The sequence below is a fragment of the Aliiroseovarius conchicola genome (genome assembly GCF_041403445.1).
Classification (GTDB): Bacteria; Pseudomonadota; Alphaproteobacteria; order Rhodobacterales; family Rhodobacteraceae; genus Aliiroseovarius; species Aliiroseovarius conchicola.
This window is the reverse complement of the sequence record NZ_JBGEHL010000005.1, coordinates 196,288-217,220: the sequence shown is the minus strand read 5'-3', so window position 1 is coordinate 217,220 and position 20,933 is coordinate 196,288. Positions and strand designations below refer to the sequence as shown.

At 55.1% G+C, this 20,933-nt stretch carries 19 protein-coding genes; 8 read left to right on the top strand and 11 right to left on the bottom strand.

From position 1 onward, the window contains the following. Positions 1–58 precede the first annotated feature (58 nt). The 5 genes from V6N04_RS11040 (at position 59) to V6N04_RS11020 (ending at position 5,433) form a co-directional block, all read left to right on the top strand. Positions 59–1,192, top strand: coding sequence for an extracellular solute-binding protein (locus V6N04_RS11040; protein WP_371170220.1), 1,134 nt, complete (start codon positions 59–61; stop codon positions 1,190–1,192). Between the two features lie 132 nt (positions 1,193–1,324). Continuing rightward, positions 1,325–2,437, top strand: coding sequence for an ABC transporter ATP-binding protein (locus tag V6N04_RS11035; RefSeq protein WP_371170219.1), 1,113 nt, complete (start codon positions 1,325–1,327; stop codon positions 2,435–2,437). Between the two features lie 10 nt (positions 2,438–2,447). Further along, entirely contained in the window at positions 2,448–3,368 is a 921-nt protein-coding gene (locus tag V6N04_RS11030; RefSeq protein WP_371170218.1) for an ABC transporter permease, read from the top strand. After that, the gene (locus tag V6N04_RS11025; RefSeq protein ID WP_371170217.1) at positions 3,365–4,633 is read left to right on the top strand and encodes an ABC transporter permease; all 1,269 of its coding nucleotides are present in this window, start codon (positions 3,365–3,367) and stop codon (positions 4,631–4,633) included. Before V6N04_RS11030 ends, V6N04_RS11025 begins: the two co-directional genes overlap by 4 nt. A gap of 197 nt (positions 4,634–4,830) precedes the next feature. Further along, on the top strand, positions 4,831–5,433 hold the full coding sequence (locus V6N04_RS11020) for a L,D-transpeptidase (protein ID WP_371170216.1): 603 nt from the start codon (positions 4,831–4,833) through the stop codon (positions 5,431–5,433). A 76-nt stretch (positions 5,434–5,509) separates the two neighbouring features. Here the strand turns inward: V6N04_RS11020 and trxA are convergent, their stop codons facing one another. The 8 genes from trxA to regB form a co-directional block, all read right to left on the bottom strand. Beyond that, positions 5,510–5,830, bottom strand: a complete 321-nt coding sequence (gene trxA, locus V6N04_RS11015) for a thioredoxin (RefSeq protein ID WP_371170215.1) — start codon at positions 5,828–5,830, stop codon at positions 5,510–5,512. A gap of 36 nt (positions 5,831–5,866) precedes the next feature. Then, positions 5,867–9,238 (bottom strand): double-strand break repair helicase AddA, encoded by a 3,372-nt coding sequence (gene addA, locus V6N04_RS11010; protein ID WP_371170214.1) that lies wholly within the window; start codon positions 9,236–9,238, stop codon positions 5,867–5,869. Further along, a complete protein-coding gene (gene addB / locus V6N04_RS11005; protein WP_371170213.1) occupies positions 9,235–12,192 on the bottom strand; it encodes a double-strand break repair protein AddB in 2,958 nt (985 codons plus the stop codon). The genes addA and addB overlap by 4 nt, the downstream gene beginning before the upstream one ends. Further along, positions 12,185–12,865: a nucleotidyltransferase family protein gene (locus tag V6N04_RS11000; RefSeq protein WP_371170212.1), complete on the bottom strand. Its 681-nt coding sequence runs from the start codon at positions 12,863–12,865 to the stop codon at positions 12,185–12,187. Before V6N04_RS11000 ends, addB begins: the two co-directional genes overlap by 8 nt. After that, positions 12,847–13,839 (bottom strand): aminoglycoside phosphotransferase family protein, encoded by a 993-nt coding sequence (locus V6N04_RS10995; protein WP_371170211.1) that lies wholly within the window; start codon positions 13,837–13,839, stop codon positions 12,847–12,849. The genes V6N04_RS11000 and V6N04_RS10995 overlap by 19 nt, the downstream gene beginning before the upstream one ends. Positions 13,840–13,859: 20 nt before the next feature. After that, positions 13,860–14,345 carry a tRNA (adenosine(37)-N6)-threonylcarbamoyltransferase complex ATPase subunit type 1 TsaE gene (tsaE, locus tag V6N04_RS10990; protein WP_371170210.1) on the bottom strand — a complete coding sequence of 162 codons (486 nt, stop codon included), beginning with the start codon at positions 14,343–14,345 and terminating at the stop codon, positions 13,860–13,862. 41 nt (positions 14,346–14,386) lie between these two features. Beyond that, positions 14,387–15,970 (bottom strand): PAS-domain containing protein, encoded by a 1,584-nt coding sequence (locus V6N04_RS10985; protein ID WP_371170209.1) that lies wholly within the window; start codon positions 15,968–15,970, stop codon positions 14,387–14,389. 111 nt (positions 15,971–16,081) lie between these two features. Continuing rightward, the gene (regB, locus tag V6N04_RS10980; RefSeq protein ID WP_371170208.1) at positions 16,082–17,500 is read right to left on the bottom strand and encodes a sensor histidine kinase RegB; all 1,419 of its coding nucleotides are present in this window, start codon (positions 17,498–17,500) and stop codon (positions 16,082–16,084) included. Between the two features lie 154 nt (positions 17,501–17,654). On the opposite strand from regB, the gene V6N04_RS10975 reads away from it, so the two are divergent. The 3 genes from V6N04_RS10975 to V6N04_RS10965 all read left to right on the top strand — a co-directional run bounded on the left by V6N04_RS10975 (position 17,655) and on the right by V6N04_RS10965 (position 19,259). Further along, positions 17,655–18,284, top strand: coding sequence for an SCO family protein (locus V6N04_RS10975; protein WP_371170207.1), 630 nt, complete (start codon positions 17,655–17,657; stop codon positions 18,282–18,284). An 82-nt stretch (positions 18,285–18,366) separates the two neighbouring features. Next, complete coding sequence (locus V6N04_RS10970; RefSeq protein ID WP_371170206.1) at positions 18,367–18,921, top strand: ActR/PrrA/RegA family redox response regulator transcription factor; 555 nt, start codon at positions 18,367–18,369, stop codon at positions 18,919–18,921. Continuing rightward, the gene (locus V6N04_RS10965) at positions 18,918–19,259 is read left to right on the top strand and encodes a hypothetical protein (RefSeq protein WP_371170205.1); all 342 of its coding nucleotides are present in this window, start codon (positions 18,918–18,920) and stop codon (positions 19,257–19,259) included. The genes V6N04_RS10970 and V6N04_RS10965 overlap by 4 nt, the downstream gene beginning before the upstream one ends. On the opposite strand, the gene V6N04_RS10960 is transcribed toward V6N04_RS10965, so the two are convergent. The 3 genes from V6N04_RS10960 to V6N04_RS10950 are packed head-to-tail and all read right to left on the bottom strand — an operon-like array spanning position 19,256 to position 20,828. Then, the gene (locus tag V6N04_RS10960; RefSeq protein ID WP_371170204.1) at positions 19,256–19,771 is read right to left on the bottom strand and encodes a GNAT family N-acetyltransferase; all 516 of its coding nucleotides are present in this window, start codon (positions 19,769–19,771) and stop codon (positions 19,256–19,258) included. The two genes, V6N04_RS10965 and V6N04_RS10960, sit on opposite strands and share 4 nt — an antisense overlap. Next, entirely contained in the window at positions 19,771–20,235 is a 465-nt protein-coding gene (locus V6N04_RS10955; RefSeq protein WP_371170203.1) for a GNAT family N-acetyltransferase, read from the bottom strand. The genes V6N04_RS10960 and V6N04_RS10955 overlap by 1 nt, the downstream gene beginning before the upstream one ends. Further along, entirely contained in the window at positions 20,232–20,828 is a 597-nt protein-coding gene (locus V6N04_RS10950; RefSeq protein ID WP_371170202.1) for an HD domain-containing protein, read from the bottom strand. Before V6N04_RS10950 ends, V6N04_RS10955 begins: the two co-directional genes overlap by 4 nt. Between the last annotated feature and the right edge of the window lie 105 nt (positions 20,829–20,933).

The window sequence follows — 20,933 nt, the reverse complement described above, 5'->3', positions numbered from 1 at the left end:
AATGACAAAGACTGCGAGCTTGAAGAAATAACTACAAGACTACCAACGGGAGAAAATCATGAAATCAAAATCAAACTTCAGCCGCCGCACGGTGCTGAAAGGCGCGACTACGGCGGGTGCAGCGGCGCTCGCGACACCGCTTTATGTGAAAAGCGCGCTGGCATCGTCCGGTGAGATCAACATTCTGATGTGGTCGGATTACCTGCCAGAAAAGTTTCTAAACGAGTTTCAGGCGGCATCCGGCATCAAGGTGAACTACACCGGGATCGGGTCGAACGAAGAGATCATCAACAAGATGAAGGCCACCAAAGGCCAAGGCTTCGACATCGTATCACCAACCAACAACCGTTCGCTTCAGTGGGAGCCGCTTGAGCTGCTGCAACCATTCGACATGAGCAAAGTTCCGATCGACAAAGTGAACCCAGCTATGGCGAAAATCGGCGTTGATGCGTGGAACTTTGGTGACAAAGGCGCACATTGGCTGCCGCACATCTGGGGTACCGAAGGCATTGCATGGCGCATCGACAAATGGCTGCCGCCAGCAGAGGGTCCCAGCTATGGCGACGTTTGGTCAGAAGAAAACGCTGGCAAAACTATGGGTCGCGCGCACTCGATGATGTTGGGCGCAGGTCTGTACATGGAGCGTATTGGCGAAATGGAAGCCGGTTCGGTTTGGGCTGCCTACAAAGACGAAGAAACCATGCGCAAAGTATGGGGCCAGATCACCGACTGGTGTATCGCGCGTAAAGATCGCATCAAGCTGATCTGGAACGATGCAGATACACAGAAAAACGGTCTGCTGAACGACGGTGTAATTGTCGGCCAGACTTGGGATGGTCCCCCATTGTCGCTGAAAAATGCTGGTGATCCAGTGAACTATCAGGCTCCGATCGAGGGTGCGATGGCTTGGGTTGACGGTATGTCTATGCCAATCGGCGCTAAAAACATCGATCAGGTTTATGAGTTCGTTAAGTTCGCATTCGAACCGAAACCAGCAGGCGAAGCTATTGATAGCCACGGCTATAACTCGCCAGTTCTGGGTGCTGATAAGTTTGCGGGTCAAGTCTATAAGGACAACTTCGCAGAAGCTTATCCGGGCGACGCGCTTGCAAACCTGAACCCATGGCCCGCTGAGGCACCATGGTATGCAGACGTGCGCACCGAGTTCGTTAACAAGTTCAAGAGCGCTTGATCGCCTTGATAACTGCGTGCCTCCGCCAGTCGGCGGGGGCACGTCACTGCAACAGACTTGAAACGTCAAAAAAAACACGATAGCGCGCTCTGTTCGTAGGGCGTGATAAAGTCGTGCTTGGGGAGATACCAAATGAGTGCCGGAGTAGGCGTCGATCTCGAAAATCTGTGGATCCGCTTTGGGGATTTCGTCGCGGTACGCGACGCGAATGTGCACATCAAAGGGGGCGATTTCTTTTCGTTCCTTGGGCCGTCGGGTTGCGGCAAGACAACGATCTTGCGAGCCGTTTCGGGGTTCCTTGAGCCCAGCGAAGGCAATGTGCTGATCGGTGGGAATAACATGAAGGGTATTGGGCCGAACAAACGCCCAACCGCCCTGATTTTCCAAAACCTCGCGCTGTTTCCGCTGATGAAGGTTTGGGAAAACATCACATTCTCGATGGAGATTGCTGGCGCATCAGCCAAAGAGCGTCGCAAGCGTGCAGACGAGCTTTTGGACATGATCGCGTTGTCAGATCAAGGCGACAAACTGCCCAGCGAGCTTTCAGGCGGTCAGCGGCAGCGCGTGGCAATCGCTCGTGCGCTTTGCGCGGAACCTGACGTGCTTTTGTTGGACGAGCCGCTGTCCGCGCTTGATCTGAAGCTTCGTCAGCATATGCGAACCGAGTTACGTGAAATTCAGAAACGCGTAGGTATTACGTTCATCTACATCACCCACGACCAAGGCGAAGCACTGACGATGTCAGATGATATCGCGGTCATGCGGGCTGGCGTGATTGATCAGATTGGTGACGGTAAAGCGATCTATAACGATCCGGCGACCGCTTTCGCAGCGTCCTTTGTTGGCGAGAATAACGTGTTCCGCGGCAAGGTACTGAAGGTGAACGGGAACGAAGCCATGATCCGGACAAACAGGTCAGGTGACTTGTTGGCGCGTATTTCGACGGCCAACCACGGCAAGATGAAAGAAGGTGACGAGGCGATGATGTTCATCCGTCCAGAAGCGCTTTCCCTTGCGCCTGTTGGAACCAGCGGGGACCACTTCGTGACAGCCAACGTTACCCATGAAGAGTTTGAAGGAAATACGTTCAATATCTTCTTGGAAGGCGACGGCGGGAAAGAGCTGAAAATTGCGATCCCAAATCATGGACAATCGTTCGAGGATCACTCTGGTCAGGACATGACGTTGGAGTACGAGGTCGACAATGCCGTTGTCGTCCCCGCCGGCGAATTGGCCGCAGAATAAGGAGCCCCAGATGCCCAGTTTCCTGAAGGAATTCTTCAATCGGAACGGCACGCTGATGGGGTCGTTGATGTTGGGTCTGGTCCTGTTTTGGACCATTGGCTTGATCATCCTTCCTCAGCTGTCGATGCTCGATTTCTCGTTCCGTCCCAACCTGCCACCGCCCGAAATCGGTGGGCCAAAGGACGTCTATACCCTCGAGAACTATAAATACCTGATTTACGGCCCAGAGGGGGGCAGTCAGGACTACAACTCGGTCGACCTGAGAGTGTTCTTTCGAACGCTTGTCGCAGCTGTCTGCGTCACGATCTTCAACCTGATCTTGTGTTATCCGATTGCCTACTACTTGGGTCAGAACAAAGGTAATCACATCCGCATTTTCGCGCTGATGCTGATCATTCCCTACTGGATCAACGAGATTTTGCGCGCCTTTGCATTGCGCATTATCTTCGGTGAAACGGGCGTGCTGAACACATTGTTGGTCGGAACGGGGATATTCGATACGCCGTTTGACTTCATCCGCAATGACATCGCGCTTTATGCGGGTCTTGGGTATGCGTACATCCTGTTGATGATCTTCCCGATCTACAACGTGATCGAAAGTCTTGATCACAATCAGATCGAGGCCGCCCGTGACCTTGGTGCGCCTTGGTGGCGCATCCACAAGCGAATTGTGATCCCATATGCCAAACCCGGCATCAGCTCGGGCTGCACGATGGTTTTCATGTTGTCGGCCGGTGCACTGGCCGCGCCTCAGATCCTCGGAGGTCCGTCGTCGCTTTGGTTCACACAGCTGATTTATCAGCAGTTCAATGACAACAGTGACTGGCCGCAAGGGGCCGCATATGCGGTTGTTCTGCTTGTGACCTGTATCCTTCTGGTGCTGGCAGTTATGCGCCTGTTCAAAGTGAACATGGGGGATATCGGGAAATGAGCAATTCTATCATTCGTATCTCGATCTGGGTCTATCTGGCGATCTTCTTCACCTATCTGCTAGGCCCGCTTGTGATCATGTCGATCACCGCATTCAACTCGCCCGGCTTTCCGCGGGCAACGCCGTGGGAGTGTCTGACGTTTGAGTGGTTTAGCGTTCTGTTCCAAGACGAACGCATCCTGAACGGAATCAAGAACTCCATTCTTGTCGGTATTGGCACGATCATCTTGTCGGTCTCGATGGGACTGGCAGGAGCGTTGATGCTGACGCAGATTTGGCCAAAGCTGCGCGCAACATACTATACGATTATCATTGCCCCGATCCTTATTCCGGGCGTGGTTCTTGGTATCTCGACGCTTGTGTTCTGGGACCGTATCAACCGTATGTTGGGACTGGGCGCGGATAGCTTCCTGTCAAACGGGCTGTTTCTAACCATCATCGGTCAGTCGACCTTCATCGCCAGCTATTGCATGCTGGTTCTGGTGGCTCGGTTGCAACGCTATGACCTTGCACTGACCGAGGCAGCATTGGATCTTGGCGCAACACACGCGCAAGCGTTTCGCAAGATCTTGCTACCGTTCATGCGTCCCGCGCTTGCGTCGGCGGCGGTGTTGGCATTCCTCGCATCGTTCGAGAACTACAACACCACCACGTTCACCTTTGGTGAGTATCCAACTCTGACGATTGAGCTGGCCCAGAAAGTTCGGTACGGGATCAACCCATCGATCTCTGCACTGGCATTCATGATCGTTGCGCTGACGGTGTTCTTTGCTCTGTTGAACGAGGCAAACATCAAGCGCAAGGCCGTCGTTGCCGCAGCCCGTAAAGAAGGCGCAACGGTTGGGGATGTGACAGGCACAATCAAGCTGCCAGGTTACTTCACCGGGAATGCGGCTGCGGTCACGCTTGTGGTGTTCTTGGTTACGACCATCGCAGTCATTGGGACAGCCGCAGTTTATAGCCCCAAGCAGTGCATCGCCAACGTGCAGGAGCAAAAGCGCATCGAGACTGAGAAGCGTATTCAGGAACTTCGCGATCAGCGCGCTAAAGAGAACGCTGCAAAGGCCGCCTCCGAAGGTGCTGAGGGTGGGACTGACACGGCACCAAGACCCTCAAACAACTCCGGTTTTGGCGGTGTCTTCGCACCGGGTACGCTTCAGAATGAAGGCGAAGGCGCGGAAGGTGGCGGTGACGCGGGATCGTCAAACGACTCCGGGTTCGGAGGCGTGTTCGATCCCAACGCGATCAACGGTGACAGCAACTAAACAAACAGCGGGGCCTGTAACGGGCCTCGCCGTGACTTTCGTGAAGAGATTCCACGCTACTATCCATATCTCACTCTCGTTCACCTTAGTGTCCGACGCCTGCCTTGCGAGAATAGGCCGATAACAGCTGTTTGAATTGCGACTGATGCGTTTACGCCATATACAACCTTTGAAACTTGTGTTTTTGGAGAAGAGTGATGCGGAAAAAACCGGAGGCCCTATTGGGCCGGCGCGCATTCCTTGGCGGTACGATTGCAGCAGCAAGCGGGTTGGCAACGCCCGCGCTTGCCCAGTTTAACAATACCACTCAGGGTGAACGTGACCTGACTGAAGTCGTAAAGCGGAATATTTCCAGCTTTAGAGCGCTTGACTGGCGACCATATTTCAACAGCACCAAGAACGGGGCAATCCTGGTCGATATTAGTTCGCGTGCATTGCATTTCTGGTCAGAGGATCAGTCGATCTATCGTCTGTACCCAACATCGGTTCCATTGACTGAAGATCTAACCCGTCGCGGACGCACCAGCGTTATTCGTAAGGTTGAGGGTCCGTCTTGGGCGCCGACACCCGCAATGCGCAAGCGCAACCCTGAATGGCCCGCATTTGTTGGGCCGGGCCCGGATAATCCGTTAGGAAGTCATGCGCTGTACTTGGGTTGGAAGTACTACCGAATTCACGGTACGCACGATACACGGAAGATCGGCCGCCAGTCGTCGAACGGCTGCATCGGTCTTTACAACAATAATATTGCAGAGCTGTATGGGCTTGTACGGGATGGCGCTCAGGTTCTGTTAATCTGAGTAACGACTTGTAGTACCGAACGCGCAAAGAAAAGCCCCGCTCAATGACGGGGCTTTATCATTTGGTACCCAAAGATCAGACGCTTTCGTCGATCCAAGATTGCAACGCAGCCTTTGGGGCGGCGCCAACCTTGTTGGAAATCACCTGGCCGTCTTTGAACATGAACAGCGCAGGGATGCCGCGAACGCCCATTTGCGCAGGCGCGTTCGGGTTTTCGTCTACATTAACTTTAACGATCTTGACCTTGCCTTCATATTCGGCAGAGAGCTCTTCCAAAGCCGGGCCGATTTGCTTGCAAGGACCACACCATTCGGCCCAAAAATCAACGACCACAGGCACGTTGGCGTTACGAACTTCTTCGTCGAATGTGGCATCGGTGACAGCTACAGTTGCCATATTATGTTCTCCTGAAAACTAAATGTTGTGGTGAACCTAGGTAGCGAGGGCCGATGCGTCAAGGCGACCAAAGGCATCATCCACCAATGCGTTATCGAAATGCATAAGCTCACGGCTTTGTGTCCAAAGGATTGCTGTGCGCACCGTTCGGTCCGGGTAGATATTGGCCAAAACGTCACGATAAGCACCCAATTGCTGTAACAGACCAAGCGGCGTGTCAGCAGCGTTGGATGGTACGATCTGATTGGTTTTAAAGTCCACTGCAAGAACATCGGTATTGGTCACAATCAGACGATCGATGATGCCATGAACGGGCCTGTCGGGTAACTTGTCGAAGGTCGCAGTGACCGGGACTTCGGCCAACGAACCTTCGGCAAAAAGCGATGTAAGGGCGGGATCAGTCAGCACTGCGCTTGCCTCCTCCAACAGCGGGCCAAGCTCTTGGTCACTGGCCTGATCCTCGCCCGATGCAAGCAGGAAAGCGGCGGTTTGCGACCAATGTGACTGAGGCACGGCAGGCAAGTGTTCCAAAAGCAAGTGTATCTGACGTCCGCGCTTCAACGCATCCTCTGTGCTATCCGTACCACCGTCGCCAGACAGAGCCTTGGGGCCACCAAGATCCGACGGCGAGATGGGCTTGGGCTTGGCGCCCGGTGTCGCTGCGCGGGTCGTCAACCAGTCGGGAAGGGATGTCGTTTCGGTCACTTCCGTTGATGTATCGTTTGGAGCTGGGGGCCGCCACGTGCCGGTTTCGAACCGCTCTCCTTCACCCGTGGGAAACGCACATTTGATGCTGGCCGCTTTGTTCATTGCTGTTTCGCACAGACGATACCAGCTTTGCGCTCCGGGTTTACCGACATCTCCCGCTGCAGCAAGGATCAACCACTGCTCGGCGCGGGTCATAGCCACATAAAGAAGACGCGTTCGCTCTTCGCTTTCTGCCTTTGCGGCCTCTTCGGCCACGGCCTCAATCGCTTCAGTGCGATTCTCTTTCGCGGGGGTAAGTATTGCCTGCCCGTCCGACAATGTGGCGACCGACGGTAAGGCAGAGGCGCGACGCTGCGCCAGATCGGGGAGGATGACAATCGGTGCCTCCAATCCCTTTGAGCCATGGACAGTCATCACACGAACCTGCTGACCGACCGAATCCATCTGACGCTTGATCGTCACGTCGTCAGATTGGAGCCATGTCAGAAATCCTGTCAGGCTGGGGGTCTGGCTCCGTTCATAGGCCATGGATTGCGCCAGAAGCGCGTCGATTCCGTCCTCGGCCTCGTGACCCAACCGTGACAGGAGTTTTGAACGGCCACCATGTCGGGTCAACATACGTTCTAAAAGCTCGTAGGGACGCAAAAAATCAGCCGCATCGCGAAGATCAAACAAGACGCGCATTGTATCCGGAAAGTCATCCGCGCGGTCCGACAGAGCACGCCAAAGGAATTTGCCCTTACCTCGGGGGTGCGCGAGTTGGAACAACGCATTCTCGGACCAGCCAAACAACGGGGACCGTAAGATCGCGGCGAGCGATAGATCGTCTTCTGGTGTCGCAAGAAAAGACAGAAGAGCAGTTAGATCCTTTACTGCGAGCTCGGCCCCAATCTTAAGCTGATCAGCCCCTGCAATCGGGATGGCGCGGGCTTTGCAGGCGCGAATGATCTCGTGAAAAAGTTCCTTCCTTGATCGAACAAGGACCAAGATATCACCCGCGTTCACTGGGCGGTCGGTTCCATTTTCAGCAGGAATAGTCTCGTGTTCAATCATGCGAGCAATGTCGCCGGCAATGCGTTCGGCAAGTTGAACGCGATGATCTTGCGGAGATGGAAGATCGACTGGATCGTTCCAATCCCGATCCTCATCATGCTTGACGGTTTCGATCACGGGCCACAGATCAACCCGCCCGGGCTTTTGGTCAAAGAACGCTCGGTGCAGGAATGCGTCCCCTAGCCCATCTTGCGCTTGAAGAGCCAAGTCAACGAATTCAAGAATGGCACGCGATGACCGGAACGAGTACTCCAACGGCATCTGGACAAGATTACGATGGACCTGAGACAGCCGTTCCGCGAAGTTGGATTTCATCCGGTCGAACGCCGCAGGTTCGGCCCCTTGGAATGAATAGATTGACTGCTTGGGGTCGCCGACCACGAAGATCGTGCGCTCGACATCATCGCGCGCACCTGAACCGCTGGTGAACTCGCGTGCTAGGTTATCGATGATCCGCCACTGGGCTGGGCTGGTGTCCTGCGCTTCGTCCACTAGGATATGGTCGATGCCACCGTCCAAACGATAAAGCACCCAAGAGGCGACCGATGGGTCGGTCAACAGCGCGCCGGCCTTCAAGATCAAGTCATCAAAGTCCAGCCAACCCTTATCCAGCTTTGCAGCTTCGTAAAGTCGTACGAAGCGATATGCGAAATCGTGCAATGCACGGCTGCGTTGAAAGTTGATGAGGGCAATCTGGGACGCGCGAGCGTGTTCTACGCGCATCATAAAATCTTCAAGCTGGGGCATAATCCCCGCGCACGCACCTTCACGCAGAGACATTGTAGGAAAAGACCCTATCTTGGCGGAATATGGTGTTTTTTGGATCAACATAAATCGGGTACATCGTGCGAGAAGATCAAGAGATGGAGCGTCAAATTTCGCCCCCTCCAGGTGTTTCGCGGCCCGCTGTTCAGTGCTGCTGCCGGTCTGAAGGTGACCTCGCAAACTCACCAGCATTTCAAGGTCACCCGGCTGAAACAACGTCGACAGGATCGTCGATTCATCGACAGATGGCGTGATCCCAAACCAGCCAGCAAGCTCAGTAGCGGTACGCGTTTCGGTAAACAGCATTCGGTTGCTGGAAATATCGGCCGTTAGTCGTTCAAAGTCCTCGCCGGAGAAGTGCTGCGACAGTGCGCGAACCAGTGGGGCGTCGGTGCCCTCGCTCATCTGATCTAGAATTCTTGCACGCAAGTCCCTGGACGCCCGGTCATCCATCTCAGTGAATTGAGGTGATACGCCAGCCTCCATTGGAAAGCGGCGTAGGATCGACGCCGCATAGGCGTGGATCGTTTGAATTTTCAAGCCGCCCGGCGTTTCAATAGCGCGGGCAAACAACTGGCGCGCCAATGGCAGGTTCCGGGCACTTTCATGCCCCAGTTCGACCAGCGCATCCGTCAGTGCGGCGTCGTCCTTCATCGCCCATTCGCCCAATCGCTTGAACAGTCGATTCTGCATCTCGCTCGCGGCTGCCTTGGTGTATGTCAGGCACAGAATGTTTTGTGGCGACACGCCGTCCAATAGCAACCGCGCCACGCGGTCGGTCAACACGCGTGTCTTACCCGACCCAGCATTGGCCGATAACCAGGTCGAGTTGCGTGGATCCGCGGCCCGGATCTGGCTGACAGTCGCATCATCGCGGGTCATGTTTGCCCCTCCAACGTCAGCGGCAACGTCACAGGATCATCGCTGTCGTCCCACTCGCCAAACCGAGCAAGATGATCATAGTCGCCATCAAACCTTTGTTTGTGGACCGCACGCCGCGCTGTGAACCCCTGATTTTGCCGATAATATGCGTCAATCAGCGTCAAAAGCTCGGCACGCGTGGCGTCGATATCTGAAGCATTTATTGGGGTCGTCACCTCTTTCTTAGGCGACAGACCGATATAGGAAACAGCAGCCACAGAGCGCTCCGAAACGTCTCTAAACCCGCCCAAATTGGCAATTATTGCTTCGAGCAGGAGTTGCTTGTCATAGTTTCGCTGCATCTTCTCGGTCGGTGGTTCACCTGACTTGTAATCATAGATGACAAGCGCACCGTCATGCTGACGGTCAATCCGGTCGGCCTTGGCCCCTAACGTGAACCCCAGTTGCTCAAACGTGACCTGACCCCAGGCTTCATTAACCAGGTTCTCGGCGCTTCGTCGTCGCTCTGCTTCCTGACGGACAAACCAATCCGCAATACGTTCAATTCGTGCCCGCCACAGAATACGAACTGAGGGCCAAGGAACTTCGAGCTCCAAGACCTCGTCAGCGATGGTCATCAGATGTTGCGATTGCTTATTTGGATCGTCAGGCGGCGCCCGTTCGGTGACATAGCGTTCAAAAATATGGTGCAGAACCGTTCCCCTGATCAACGCATCACTGGTTGGTCGCACAGGTGGCAGGGGGCGAAGATGCAGCACCTTGTCAGCATATACAGCATATGGGTCACGGATCAGTTTCGTAACGCCGGTGGCCGACAACTGCGTTGGACGCGTCGAAACGGGCGGTGCCGGCGAGGGTCGCGGTGCCGGCGCAACCTGTTGCTCTGGCGTGTCAAGTTGCCCCGCCAACTTGACCAATTCTTGCCCCCGGGCGCGCATGTCCTTAAGGGCGGCGTTGCCCTGCTCAGACATACCCCCCATCAAATTGCACAACCGGTTCAACCATCGTGATGGAATTGTCTCACTCTCTTCATCCCGTGTGGAACGGGTCAGAATTACCTCTTTGGTCGCAATCGCCTGCTGAAAGTCATGAGCCGACAAGCCGATGCGCCGCTCGGGCAGCAGAAGCCCTGCATCTTTGCGCATCTGACGGTTCAACCAGGGATCCGGGCCGGGTGTTTCAGGCCAAGTTCCATCGTTCAGTCCGGCCAGAATAACGCGATCAGCACCTTGGACCCGCGCCTCCAACGTGCCCCAGATCATGACGCCGGAGTGGGGGGAGACCGAGTCTCGCACGACTTCTCCATTCAACACCGAGCGAAGCAGATCGCGGAATGCGGTCGTGCTCATCTCTCCGCCATAGGACGCATCTTTGGCAAGATCAGAGACTATTTTGTAGGCTGACTGACCTGCGGCCTTCATCCACAGCTCGCCCGAACCATCTGAATGCGTACCGCGTGCAATTTGCTCTGCCAATGTAATGTGGTCGCCCAAGAGCTGCTCCAAATGGAGTGGCCCTTGGCGTACTTGATCAATAAACACAGCCCCGACCCAACTCGCCCATTGGGCACGCGCGGGTTCATCGGGAAATTTCGCGGCCCAATCCCGCAGTGCATCTGCTGTAGGATGGGCATAAAGGCCACGCAGAAGGCCAATTTCTAGGTCGCGAGTCCAGCGCAGATGATCCCCTCGCGTGCCCGCCGCACTGTGCGTCAACGGATGTTTCAGCAATGCCAGAAGCATTTCGGAACTGGTATCTTCGCACATCAGTTGAGTAATCTGGCTCAAGAACCGACCCGGCGCAGACAGCGCTAGCGGACGACCGGCGCTGTCGTCCGGAACGATGCGCCACCGGTCAAGCGCGGCGGTGACTTGACGGGTCAAATTACGATCTGGCGTGATCAGGGCCACCGGCACCCCATCTTCGACTGACCTGCGCAGAAGCACAGCGATCGTCAACGCCTCTTCACGCGGGGCTCGAGTCTCGACCAGCGTCATATTCTGTGTTGCTGATGCTACGTTCTGAAACCCTTTACCTTCTACCTGCCACTGATCTGTGACTGGCGCTGGGCGCAATGCGAGCGACACCAACCGGTTCCTCTCTGCAGTTGCCGGTGTGTCTTCTGTCCATCGCGGAACGTCGGCGGGGTTTAGTCCAGACGCATTCAATATCCGGGCGAAACGGTATTGCGGATGATCCTGAGCGGTTGCCGCGTCAAGTTGCTGCCATGCGTGATCAGGCAGGTCGTAGTCAAAGCCCGGTAGGATGATCGCGCCTTGAGGGAGACGGGCGACCGCATCCATTAACATAGCGGTCGCACCACGAGAGCCAGTCGAGCCAGCAACCAGTACAGGATGTTTTGGCGGAATTAGAGACCATTTTTTGACGGTTGCCTCGATCACCATTCGCTGGCGCGTCTCCGCGTCCGGCGTCTCGGTCATGTCGAGCGAGAAGTACCGGTCGACAAGAGAAATAAGTTTCAAGCTGCGTTCCCAATGAGCGGACATGCTTCCGACATCGAGCTTTTGCAGGTCGCGCGGAAGGACACCTTCGCTGTGCATCTCGTCCGCTAGGTCAGCCAGACTGTCCGCTAGGTCAAAGGCGGCAGCCTTGGGGGCAAGGTCCGGCTCTTGTTCAATCAGGGCGGCGATAAGTTGGCGCAACTCCAGCCGACGGCGCAGTGCAGGCACAGGTTGCGGAATTTCATAAAGCCCGGGATCACGAGACAGATCAGTGATCAGTCTTAGGCGCGGGAGGAACCGAGTTTGACCGTCGTCGAACAATGCGCGAATCCGAGACCGCATCCGGCTGGTGCTTACGAAGATTTCAATATTTGCCATCGCCTCTGGACTTGCTGACGCGGTTCGCTTGATTAGGCCGTCAACCAGCGCCCGTGGGTAGTCGACCCCCAGTGGGGTGCCAAAAATGCGTGGTCGACCAGTCGGCTCAAACACGGGACCGCTCCAGCATCTCTTCGGCTAACACGATGCCACGCGGATGGCCGACGTCGCACCATTCACCGTCATACTCAACGCCATGAATCCGCTTTTCTGCCAGCAGTCGATCCCAAACAACATTAAGCGAAAATACGTCTTCCTCGACCGTTTTCACACAATCAGTCTTGATGATCTGGCACCCCGGATAGATCATTCCCGGGCCTCGTTGTAAGGAACCGTCCTCGGATAAAATGAAGTCGCCCTTGCCTTTGTGTCCAATCGCATTTTCAGGCGGAACAAGCATCAGCAACGCATCCATTTTGCCCGGATCCCATGCATTCAGAAGCATATGGATGGGGTTAGATCCCGCCCAGACAGCATCAGAGTTCAGCGTCACGATCTCGACCGAATTTAGCAATGTTAGAGCCTGTTTTAACCCGCCCCCCGTCTCAAGAAGAGTGGTTTCGCGCGAGATTACTGCATCCGAACCGTCAAGGTGATCGACGATCTGGTCTGCCAAGTAATGCACGTTCACGACACAATCTTGAACCGAGCTGTTGTTGATCAAGGCCAACGCATGATCGATAAGCGGCTTGCCTGCAACATTGATCAAAGGTTTCGGCAGATCCTTGGTCAGTTCGCCCATGCGAGTCCCGCGGCCAGCGGCGAATATCATTGCGGTGTCTGGCATGGCTCTCTCAGCTTGGCCAGGAAATCTGGCGTTGGGGAAGGTAGCGCATGGGCTAACGCCTTCTTCAGCATATCGAGCGAAGGATGCGCAAGGTCTTTTTGAAGGTTCGCCCAAACGCGCGGGATTAGATCTACATAGTGTGTTTTGCCCTGAAGTCGCGATAGGCGGGCAAATATACCCAATATTCGTAAGTTGCGCTGGGCCGAAATCAAGGCGGCCTCGGCTTCGAAAGACGTCTGATTATATCCGTTGATCTGACAAAACCGTTCCATCAAGTGACCGGCAAGGCCCGGTGAAACATCTCGTCGGGCATCTCGAAGCAGCGACATCAAATCATAAGCGGGATGGGTTAAAACAGCGTCCTGAAAATCCAGCAGACCGACTCGTGCAGTGCCAGAGCGTTCAGGCAACCAGATAAGATTCTGAGCGTGAAAGTCGCGCAAGGATACGTATGAATAGCCGGCTAACTGCGAAAGCCGGTGCCTGAGATCAGAGATGAGTTCGTTTGCACCACCATCCAATTCGCCGAGTGGTTCGGCACGATAATGGAGGAATGCTAAGTCGGTTGCCTCTGCCATTTGTCCGGCACCATAGAGTGGCAGCGCCCCATTTTGATATTTATGCAGATGCGCAATGACATCAATGGCAGCCTCGTAGAGTTCGTGCTCGGCCTGCTCATAATTTGTGATCACACGGTCAAATACTGAGTCTCCGAGATCCTCTAGCAGCAAGAAACCTTGTTTGATGTCCCGGTCGATAATCTTGGGTGCCGATAGCCCAATCTGCTCCAGATAGCCCGCAACTGATACGAACGTATCCATCGAACCCACGCTCGCGGGTGGCGCGTCCATTAGTATAGCGGATTGTCGAGTTTTTGGACGCGTTAGTCTATAATATTGGCGCGCTGACGCATCCCCTGCAAGCGGGACTCGCGCGGCGTTGGACCACCCACTTTGCTGCAGAAAATCGGTCATTGCCTGATCTCGTTGCTTATTCATTCAAGCGCGCCCAGCATACGATCCTGCCATCGTTCTTTGTCCCCCGAAAATGTGATCACACGCGTTTCCAAGTCTTCGCCATACTCGAAGCTGAGCATTAAGGGCTGTGACGGCGCCAGTGTGTCCAAACGGTCCGGCCACTCGATTAGGCAAATCGCCTCTTCAAAAGCCTGTAGAATTCCCAGTTCGACGATCTCGTCGGGGTGGGACAAGCGATAGAGATCGGCATGCCAAATCTCAACTTCACCGATGTCATAGGTTTGAACCAAGGTGAATGTTGGCGATGGTACATCCTCGATCAGGCCAAGCTGGGCTAGTCGCGCTTGAATAAGAGATCTCGCAAAGTGCGTTTTTCCCGCGCCAATCCCACCCTCCAGCAACAACACGTCGCCAGCGCGCAACGTTTCGGACAGGCGAACAGCCAAGTCGCGGGTTTGGTCGGGAGAAGTAAGAACAACTTGATGAGAAAACGCCTGCGACATGGCAGGAGTTTTATCTCTCTGTCAGGGTGACGCAAGCCCGATCATGCGTCAGCCGTCAACAACGGTTCGGTTAAGTTAAGGCGACGTGTCGGCACACGCTGTTCCCTGAAACGGACCATCGTTGCGCCACGCATCATGGGTTTGACTGTAAAATCCACCGAACGCCCATCAAGCAGCGGAACTGTCGCGGTCCAGGTTTGGCGGTCGCCGTTTGCGGCCACGAATTCCTTTAGTCGAAGCCAGACGGGTGTTTCTGCACAAGTTAGGCTCCATCGGGCGACGGCATCGCCCAAGTGAGAATCGCCTAGTGTCGTTTCCGGATCATTGCCCCAAAGTACGCCGTATGCCGCGTTGGACATCGACAAGATACCACCGGCCGTGAACACAACGACAGCGTCGTCCAGACAGTCCAACGCGGCCTGCCCCATCTCCAGTTCGCTACGAAAGCGGCGGGTAAGCGAAATCTCGGCGCTGATATCTTCGAACAGGAACGCGACAGCCCCATCAGGGTGCGGGCGACCTGTCACACGGTAGGTTTGCCCGGTCGGCAGGGTCCACGTCTCTTCATATGTTCCGTTGACCGCTGCTGCTTCAAGATCTGACATTTGATGCCGCCACGAGACATAATCTTTGGGCTCGGGTATCATCCGCTTTTCACGCAGCCGGTCCAGAAAACTGGACAGAGTGGGTGTCGCCACCAGAAAGTCGATCGGCAGCGCGACAAGGTCGGTCAGCGCCGGGTTGAACAACGTCAGCCGACGCTTTCGGTCGAAGATCGCAAGCCCGATGGGAAGGTGCGCGAACGTTTTGGTCAGCGTGGTAATGAACTCGGTTCTAGAGTTTTCAGCTGTCACGATCTTATCGGCTGGCACTGCTGTAAACATGAACTCATCACCCAGCGCGGCGCTGTGAACATCAAACCAATGCCTTTGGTCACTTCCCGGAAGCTGGACGGCCACGCGCCCCATCTGACCAGCATCTGTCGCATCAATGAGCCGCGGTTGATTAAAGATCTTCTGGGGCGGCCATGTCGAAATGTCGTCCGGTTCGACAGCTTTGGCTGCCAGATCAAGATAGGCTTTGTTGGCCCAAGTGATCGCCCCATTTTCATCCTCGCGCCAAACCATTAGCGGCATAAGTGAACTGGTGGCGCGGAGGCTTTCCAGTTCATGCTTCATCGCCTCGAAGCTCAGCCGGTCCATCGAAGTTGTCGAGTTGTACCCCTCGTTGTCACGCAACTCAATTCTGGCCAAGCCATCTTGCCAAACGGCGTCGATCCGGCTTGCTGCGTCGGTCGACACCAGCGTCAAATGGCCAAGATCTGCAAGTTCGCTCATCCTGTCTGTCAAATTCGGGAACCTTGCTTGAAGCAATTGCGCAAACTGGTGCCAATCGGTGCCTGTGCGCCCCGGTTGTCCCGCCGATAGCATTTGCTGGGCGGCGTCAGTCGCATCGCTGAGCCGTTCATCATCAAACAGGAAAACGACTGAACCGTCAGCAGCGTCCACTTCTAGCCGTAGGGATTTCTTGCGCCGCGTCTCAACTATCGAAAGAGCCAGCAAGGCGATGAAGGCGCTAAGGAAGGCAACCAGGACGAACCCGATAGAAAGAAATGTTTGGTACATCTGCGAACTCATTTGCGGCGGTGAGGTTTCACACCTGCATTTGCGATAGGAGCAAACGTAACCACTCGATGGTTAATGAAGCTTTAACCGTACCATCAGCCCGCATCCGCCCTATTGGAATGGCAGATTCAGCCCAAGCCCACCGGTCGTCGGCTTGTGTTCAATACTATTTTCATCACGCGGCCAGATCACTTGTGCAATAGCGCCGGACTTCTCACGTGGATGGGGTCGTCCAGTGTAAGGTTCGGTCCCGTTGGCGAAACTAAGCTGCGCGCCGGTGCGTTCAAGCAGGGTCTTGGCGATGAACAGACCAAGCCCCATACCCTTGTATTCACGCCGGTGCCCCTTTTCTTGAGCCGGCTTCTTACCGCGAATAAAAGGGTCACCAATCCAGCCCAATACCTGTGGTGCAAAGCCTTTCCCATCGTCGATGATCCGCAATTTGATCTCGGTTTCTGACCACCCGATATCAATCCAGACAGTCGTCGTCGCAAAGTCGACAGCGTTCTGGATCAGGTTGCGCAGGCCGTGGATGATCTCGGGTCGACGGATGACGATCGGTTCCTCTGTCGAACCGCTGAAGCCCGAAAGAACTGAGATCTCCAACGTCTTACCACGGTCGAGATGTGGGTTCGCAGCCTCTTCGATCAGTGCCACCAGCGGGACACTTTTTACCAACATGTCATCCTTGCCAGCACGGCCCATCGATTGCAGGATATCGCGGCAGCGGTCGGCTTGCTGGTGAATCAAAGTCGCGTCGTCTTGTAACTCCGGGTGGTTTTTTAACTCATCGGTCAGTTCAGTCGCGACCAGCTTGATCGTGGCCAACGGCGTGCCCAGCTCATGTGCCGCAGCTGCGACGACACCGCCCAAATCTGTAAGTTTCTGCTCGCGTGACAGGGCCATCTGCGTTGCGAGTAGCGCTTCGGACATAGAGCGGACTTCGGATGATATTCGACGAGTATAGAGCCCGACGAACACAATCGAAGTAACGACAGCCACCCAGATTCCAAACACAAACAAATCCGGCATCAGTACCACTGCACCCGCCTGTGTTTGCAGTGGGAAATTGACGAAGCCCACTGCTGTCGTTGCCACGATTGCAACGCTTCCGACGATAATTGTAGCGCGCGTCGACAATGCGCTGGCCGCAACCGTAACGGGAGCTACGATAAGAACCATAAAGGGATTGTTCAGTCCGCCGGTCAGGAAAACCATGAAAGCCAGCTGTAACGTATCAAACAACAGCATGCCCAAAGCCTGCTGTTCATCTAGTCGGGCATTCTTCGGGAAAACGGCAAGGGCAACCAGGTTTGCTATCACCGCTAGCCCAACTGCCGTCGCCGCCAAGCCATAGTGCAATTGAAGCGAAAATAGCGTAATAGACACTATTATCGCGGCGATCTGACCGAAGATTGCAGCCCAGCGTAGTACGACCAACGTATAGAGCCGCACCCAACGGCCTGGCAGTATGCTTGCCGGGTTTTCGACGCCCAGTAAGGCCGCATCGTAGCCTTGGTCCTCTTGCATTTGTGATCCAATCGGGGCTGGTTTCGGGTTGCGTCAATCTGATCTCTTGTTAGTCCTGCACGAAAGTTGGATCAATACCGACAACGAAACGCGTAGCCGGACAGCCCCGCCGACAGGATGATCCGTGCGAAACACTCTGGCAAGGAGAACGCCGATGAAGACTGTTTATGCTCTGACCGGTGCGGTTGCAGTCACGGCCCTTTTAGGGGCCACATGGTATGTCACGACCGGAGAGGTCGACCAGCTTGCGAAATGCCGGACAGGTGCAGTCGGTACTGGCGTTGCATCAATCGGTGGTCCGTTCGAGTTGATCGACGAAAGCGGTACTCTGGTGACCGACAAGGATGTGATCACAAAACCCACGCTGGTGTATTTTGGATATACGTTTTGCCCAGATGTCTGTCCGCTGGACAATGCACGTAACGCAGATGCGCTGCGTTTGTTGCAAGACCGTGGGTATGATGTTCAATCCGCCTTTATCACCATCGATCCCGAGCGTGACACGCCTGAACAGCTGAGTGATTTCACCAGCTTCATGCATGACGATATGATCGGCCTGACCGGCACACCCGAGCAGGTGAAGGCCGCGAGCCAAGCTTACAAATCCTATTATCGCAAACAAGAGCCTGAAAAGGGGATGGAGGAGTATTATCTAATGGATCACTCCACCTTCACTTATCTTATGTTCCCTGACACAGGCTTCGCCGAGTTCTTCAAACGCGATGAAAGCCCTGACTCGATGGCGGATCGTGTAGGGTGCTTTATTGATGGTATGAACGCCTAGGATGGGCTGGCGTTCAAATTGACCTTATAGGTTGGAGTGCCTAGATAAGTCTTAGTAAGGACGCGAACCAAAGGGTGGGCGGATGACATCACAAGAACTCGAGCCGATCGGTGACGACGCCTCTCTGCTATTGGTGGATGACGACGAACCGTTTCTTCGCCGACTGGCACGCGCCATGGAAAAACGCGGGTTTGAGGTTGAGACAGCAGAATCCGTGACCGCCGGCAAGGCCATCGCGACCGCGCGCCCACCTGCCTATGCGGTTGTCGATTTGCGATTGGATGACGGAAACGGCTTGGATGTGGTTGAAACCATCCGCGAGCGGCGTCCTGATGCGCGCATTGTGATCCTGACCGGATATGGCGCAATTGCGACTGCCGTTGCGGCTGTGAAGCTTGGCGCGACGGACTATTTGTCTAAACCCGCAGATGCCAATGACATAACCAGCGCGCTGTTGGCCAAACCTGACGAGCTTCCGCCACCTCCCGAGAATCCAATGTCAGCCGACCGGGTCCGTTGGGAGCATATTCAACGTGTTTACGAGCTGTGTGATCGCAATGTCTCGGAAACCGCACGCAGGCTGAACATGCACCGCCGGACGCTTCAAAGGATTTTGGCCAAGCGAAGCCCCCGATGATGCGGGTCGTGGCGGCTCTATCGGTATTGACGATTATGTCCGCCTGCGTGTCGCCGACTACAACATCGGTTCAGCGGAGTGATGTCAGCTTTCGTCCCGATAACTTGGGTCTGAGTGTTGATCCAATCGGGAAACGGATTGATTTCGGCCGATCTCCAGCAGGTGCCATTCGTGCAGTTGATCGAGAACTAGGGCCACACCGCGCGTTGACATTGCTGGGTTGTTCTGCGGGTATCACACAACAGCTGGCATGGGATGATCTGGTGCTGACCTTCACGCGCGAACGGTTTGTGGGTTGGAAGACGGCCACAGGGTCCCAAGGACGAACCTGCACTTAGGTAATGTCAAACCGCTTGCGGGTTTTGTCGACCTTGGTGCCGTCCGAAAGAACCATCCCATCTATGCTGGAATAGTCTCTAAATCCAAGGCCGGAATAATAGGCCAATCCAGGCGTGTTGTCGGTACGGATGCTGGCATCTATCGACACTACGCCGGCACTTTTTGCGGCCAACAAAGTCTCGCGCCAGAGGTGCTGGCCAATGCCAAGCCCTTGCGATCCATCGCGTACGAATGTTGCAATTACAGCCCAGCCTTCAGGCAGCGCCTCGGGTCCGTCATAGTTTGGATCCGTCCACTCCAGGAGTTGAAACCCCATAAGCTGATCGCCGCGCAACGCAACAGTTGTGCGCACAAGCAGCGGTGCATCGATGTGGGTGTCACGCATGCGCTGGGCGTCAAATAGTGTTCGGTGAGCGGTTGTTGATCCGTCCAGAATAATCGGATTCAACACGTCACACATGGCTTGTGCGTCTGACGCCATTGCGCCGCGCGTTGTGATAGAAACAGACACTAATTCACCTCATATCTTTTTCGGATCAAGCCAGCTTCAGCGGCATATGTTACAAATCCCATCGCGTCGTAATAGGCAAGACCAATCCTATTTTCATCCCCGATTGAGGCTTCGATAAACGTCAGCCCGGCGGCGCTGGCAGCATCATGTGTGTCCAAGAATAATGCACGGCCAATGCCGCCGCGTCCGGCGTCCAGTGCGACATAGGTTCCAATCTCGCCCCAGCCTTTGGGCGTATTGTAGGGATTGTTTTCATCGGGCAGAATCAGCGATTGAAACCCGATAAGACGTCCGGTGCTGTCCGTGCACACTGTGCAACGAATATTGTCGGGGTGCTGGATGTAGTTATTGAGCATATGCTCGGGATCGCCGCGTCTTGTGCTGCCCCAATTCGCTAGGATTGGCGTGATCACGCGGCTCATTCCCGACGCGTCGTCCGGGCGCGCCTCTCGGGTTGTAATCACGACACCTGCCCTAACAGTTCTTCATGCCGGGCGGTAAACGCGCGGCGCACTTCGGCGGGGGCTCGTAACGCGATTTTCAACCCCGCAGTATTATCTGGATCGGGGGTGCCAAAAAATTTGTTTGCCTCTTCAACGGTGAAGCCAGCAATCTGCGTCGCTTCCAGCCAAGCTGAAATACGGTCCGCCTTTTTGATCGCTTTCTTGACCAATTCAGGCAGTTTTGCAGGCAGGCCAAATCGAATATGAATTGCAGCGGTCAATCGCTCGTCCAACTCGCCATAGCCCGGTCCGACGGCAGATTTCACCGGTGAGATCATATCACCAATCACATATTCCGGCGCATCGTGCAAAAGCGCGGCCAACCTCCATTTAACCGGGGCTTTGGGGTTCATGCGCGTGTAAAGCTCTTCGACCAGTAAGGAATGCTCGGCGACCGAATACGGGAAATCGCCAACAGTCTGCCCGTTCCACCGCGCGACAAAGGCCAGCCCATGGGCGATGTCCTCGATCTCGATATCCATCGGAGTCGGGTCCAGCAGATCAAGCCGACGGCCAGACAGCATCCGTTGCCATGCGCGGGGTTGACGGGGCATTTTCAGGTCTCCTTGGGCGAACTAAGCCGCACTCTGTCGTTTTTACGCGGCAAGTCAATTGGGCTTCATTGCCAGCCAGCGAATAGAATGCTACGGCACCTGCCA

Bases quoted from the DNA above. Each gene is read 5' to 3' on its own strand.
- V6N04_RS11040 (WP_371170220.1), top strand. From the start codon at position 59: ATGAAATCAAAATCAAACTTCAGCCGCCGCACGGTGCTGAAAGGCGCG.
- V6N04_RS11035 (WP_371170219.1), top strand. From the start codon at position 1,325: ATGAGTGCCGGAGTAGGCGTCGATCTCGAAAATCTGTGGATCCGCTTT.
- V6N04_RS11030 (WP_371170218.1), top strand. From the start codon at position 2,448: ATGCCCAGTTTCCTGAAGGAATTCTTCAATCGGAACGGCACGCTGATG.
- V6N04_RS11025 (WP_371170217.1), top strand. From the start codon at position 3,365: ATGAGCAATTCTATCATTCGTATCTCGATCTGGGTCTATCTGGCGATC.
- V6N04_RS11020 (WP_371170216.1), top strand. From the start codon at position 4,831: ATGCGGAAAAAACCGGAGGCCCTATTGGGCCGGCGCGCATTCCTTGGC.
- trxA (WP_371170215.1), bottom strand. From the start codon at position 5,830: ATGGCAACTGTAGCTGTCACCGATGCCACATTCGACGAAGAAGTTCGT.
- addA (WP_371170214.1), bottom strand. From the start codon at position 9,238: ATGACCCGCGATGATGCGACTGTCAGCCAGATCCGGGCCGCGGATCCA.
- V6N04_RS11000 (WP_371170212.1), bottom strand. From the start codon at position 12,865: ATGCCAGACACCGCAATGATATTCGCCGCTGGCCGCGGGACTCGCATG.
- V6N04_RS10995 (WP_371170211.1), bottom strand. From the start codon at position 13,839: ATGACCGATTTTCTGCAGCAAAGTGGGTGGTCCAACGCCGCGCGAGTC.
- tsaE (WP_371170210.1), bottom strand. From the start codon at position 14,345: ATGTCGCAGGCGTTTTCTCATCAAGTTGTTCTTACTTCTCCCGACCAA.
- V6N04_RS10985 (WP_371170209.1), bottom strand. From the start codon at position 15,970: ATGTACCAAACATTTCTTTCTATCGGGTTCGTCCTGGTTGCCTTCCTT.
- regB (WP_371170208.1), bottom strand. From the start codon at position 17,500: ATGCAAGAGGACCAAGGCTACGATGCGGCCTTACTGGGCGTCGAAAAC.
- V6N04_RS10975 (WP_371170207.1), top strand. From the start codon at position 17,655: ATGAAGACTGTTTATGCTCTGACCGGTGCGGTTGCAGTCACGGCCCTT.
- V6N04_RS10970 (WP_371170206.1), top strand. From the start codon at position 18,367: ATGACATCACAAGAACTCGAGCCGATCGGTGACGACGCCTCTCTGCTA.
- V6N04_RS10965 (WP_371170205.1), top strand. From the start codon at position 18,918: ATGATGCGGGTCGTGGCGGCTCTATCGGTATTGACGATTATGTCCGCC.
- V6N04_RS10950 (WP_371170202.1), bottom strand. From the start codon at position 20,828: ATGCCCCGTCAACCCCGCGCATGGCAACGGATGCTGTCTGGCCGTCGG.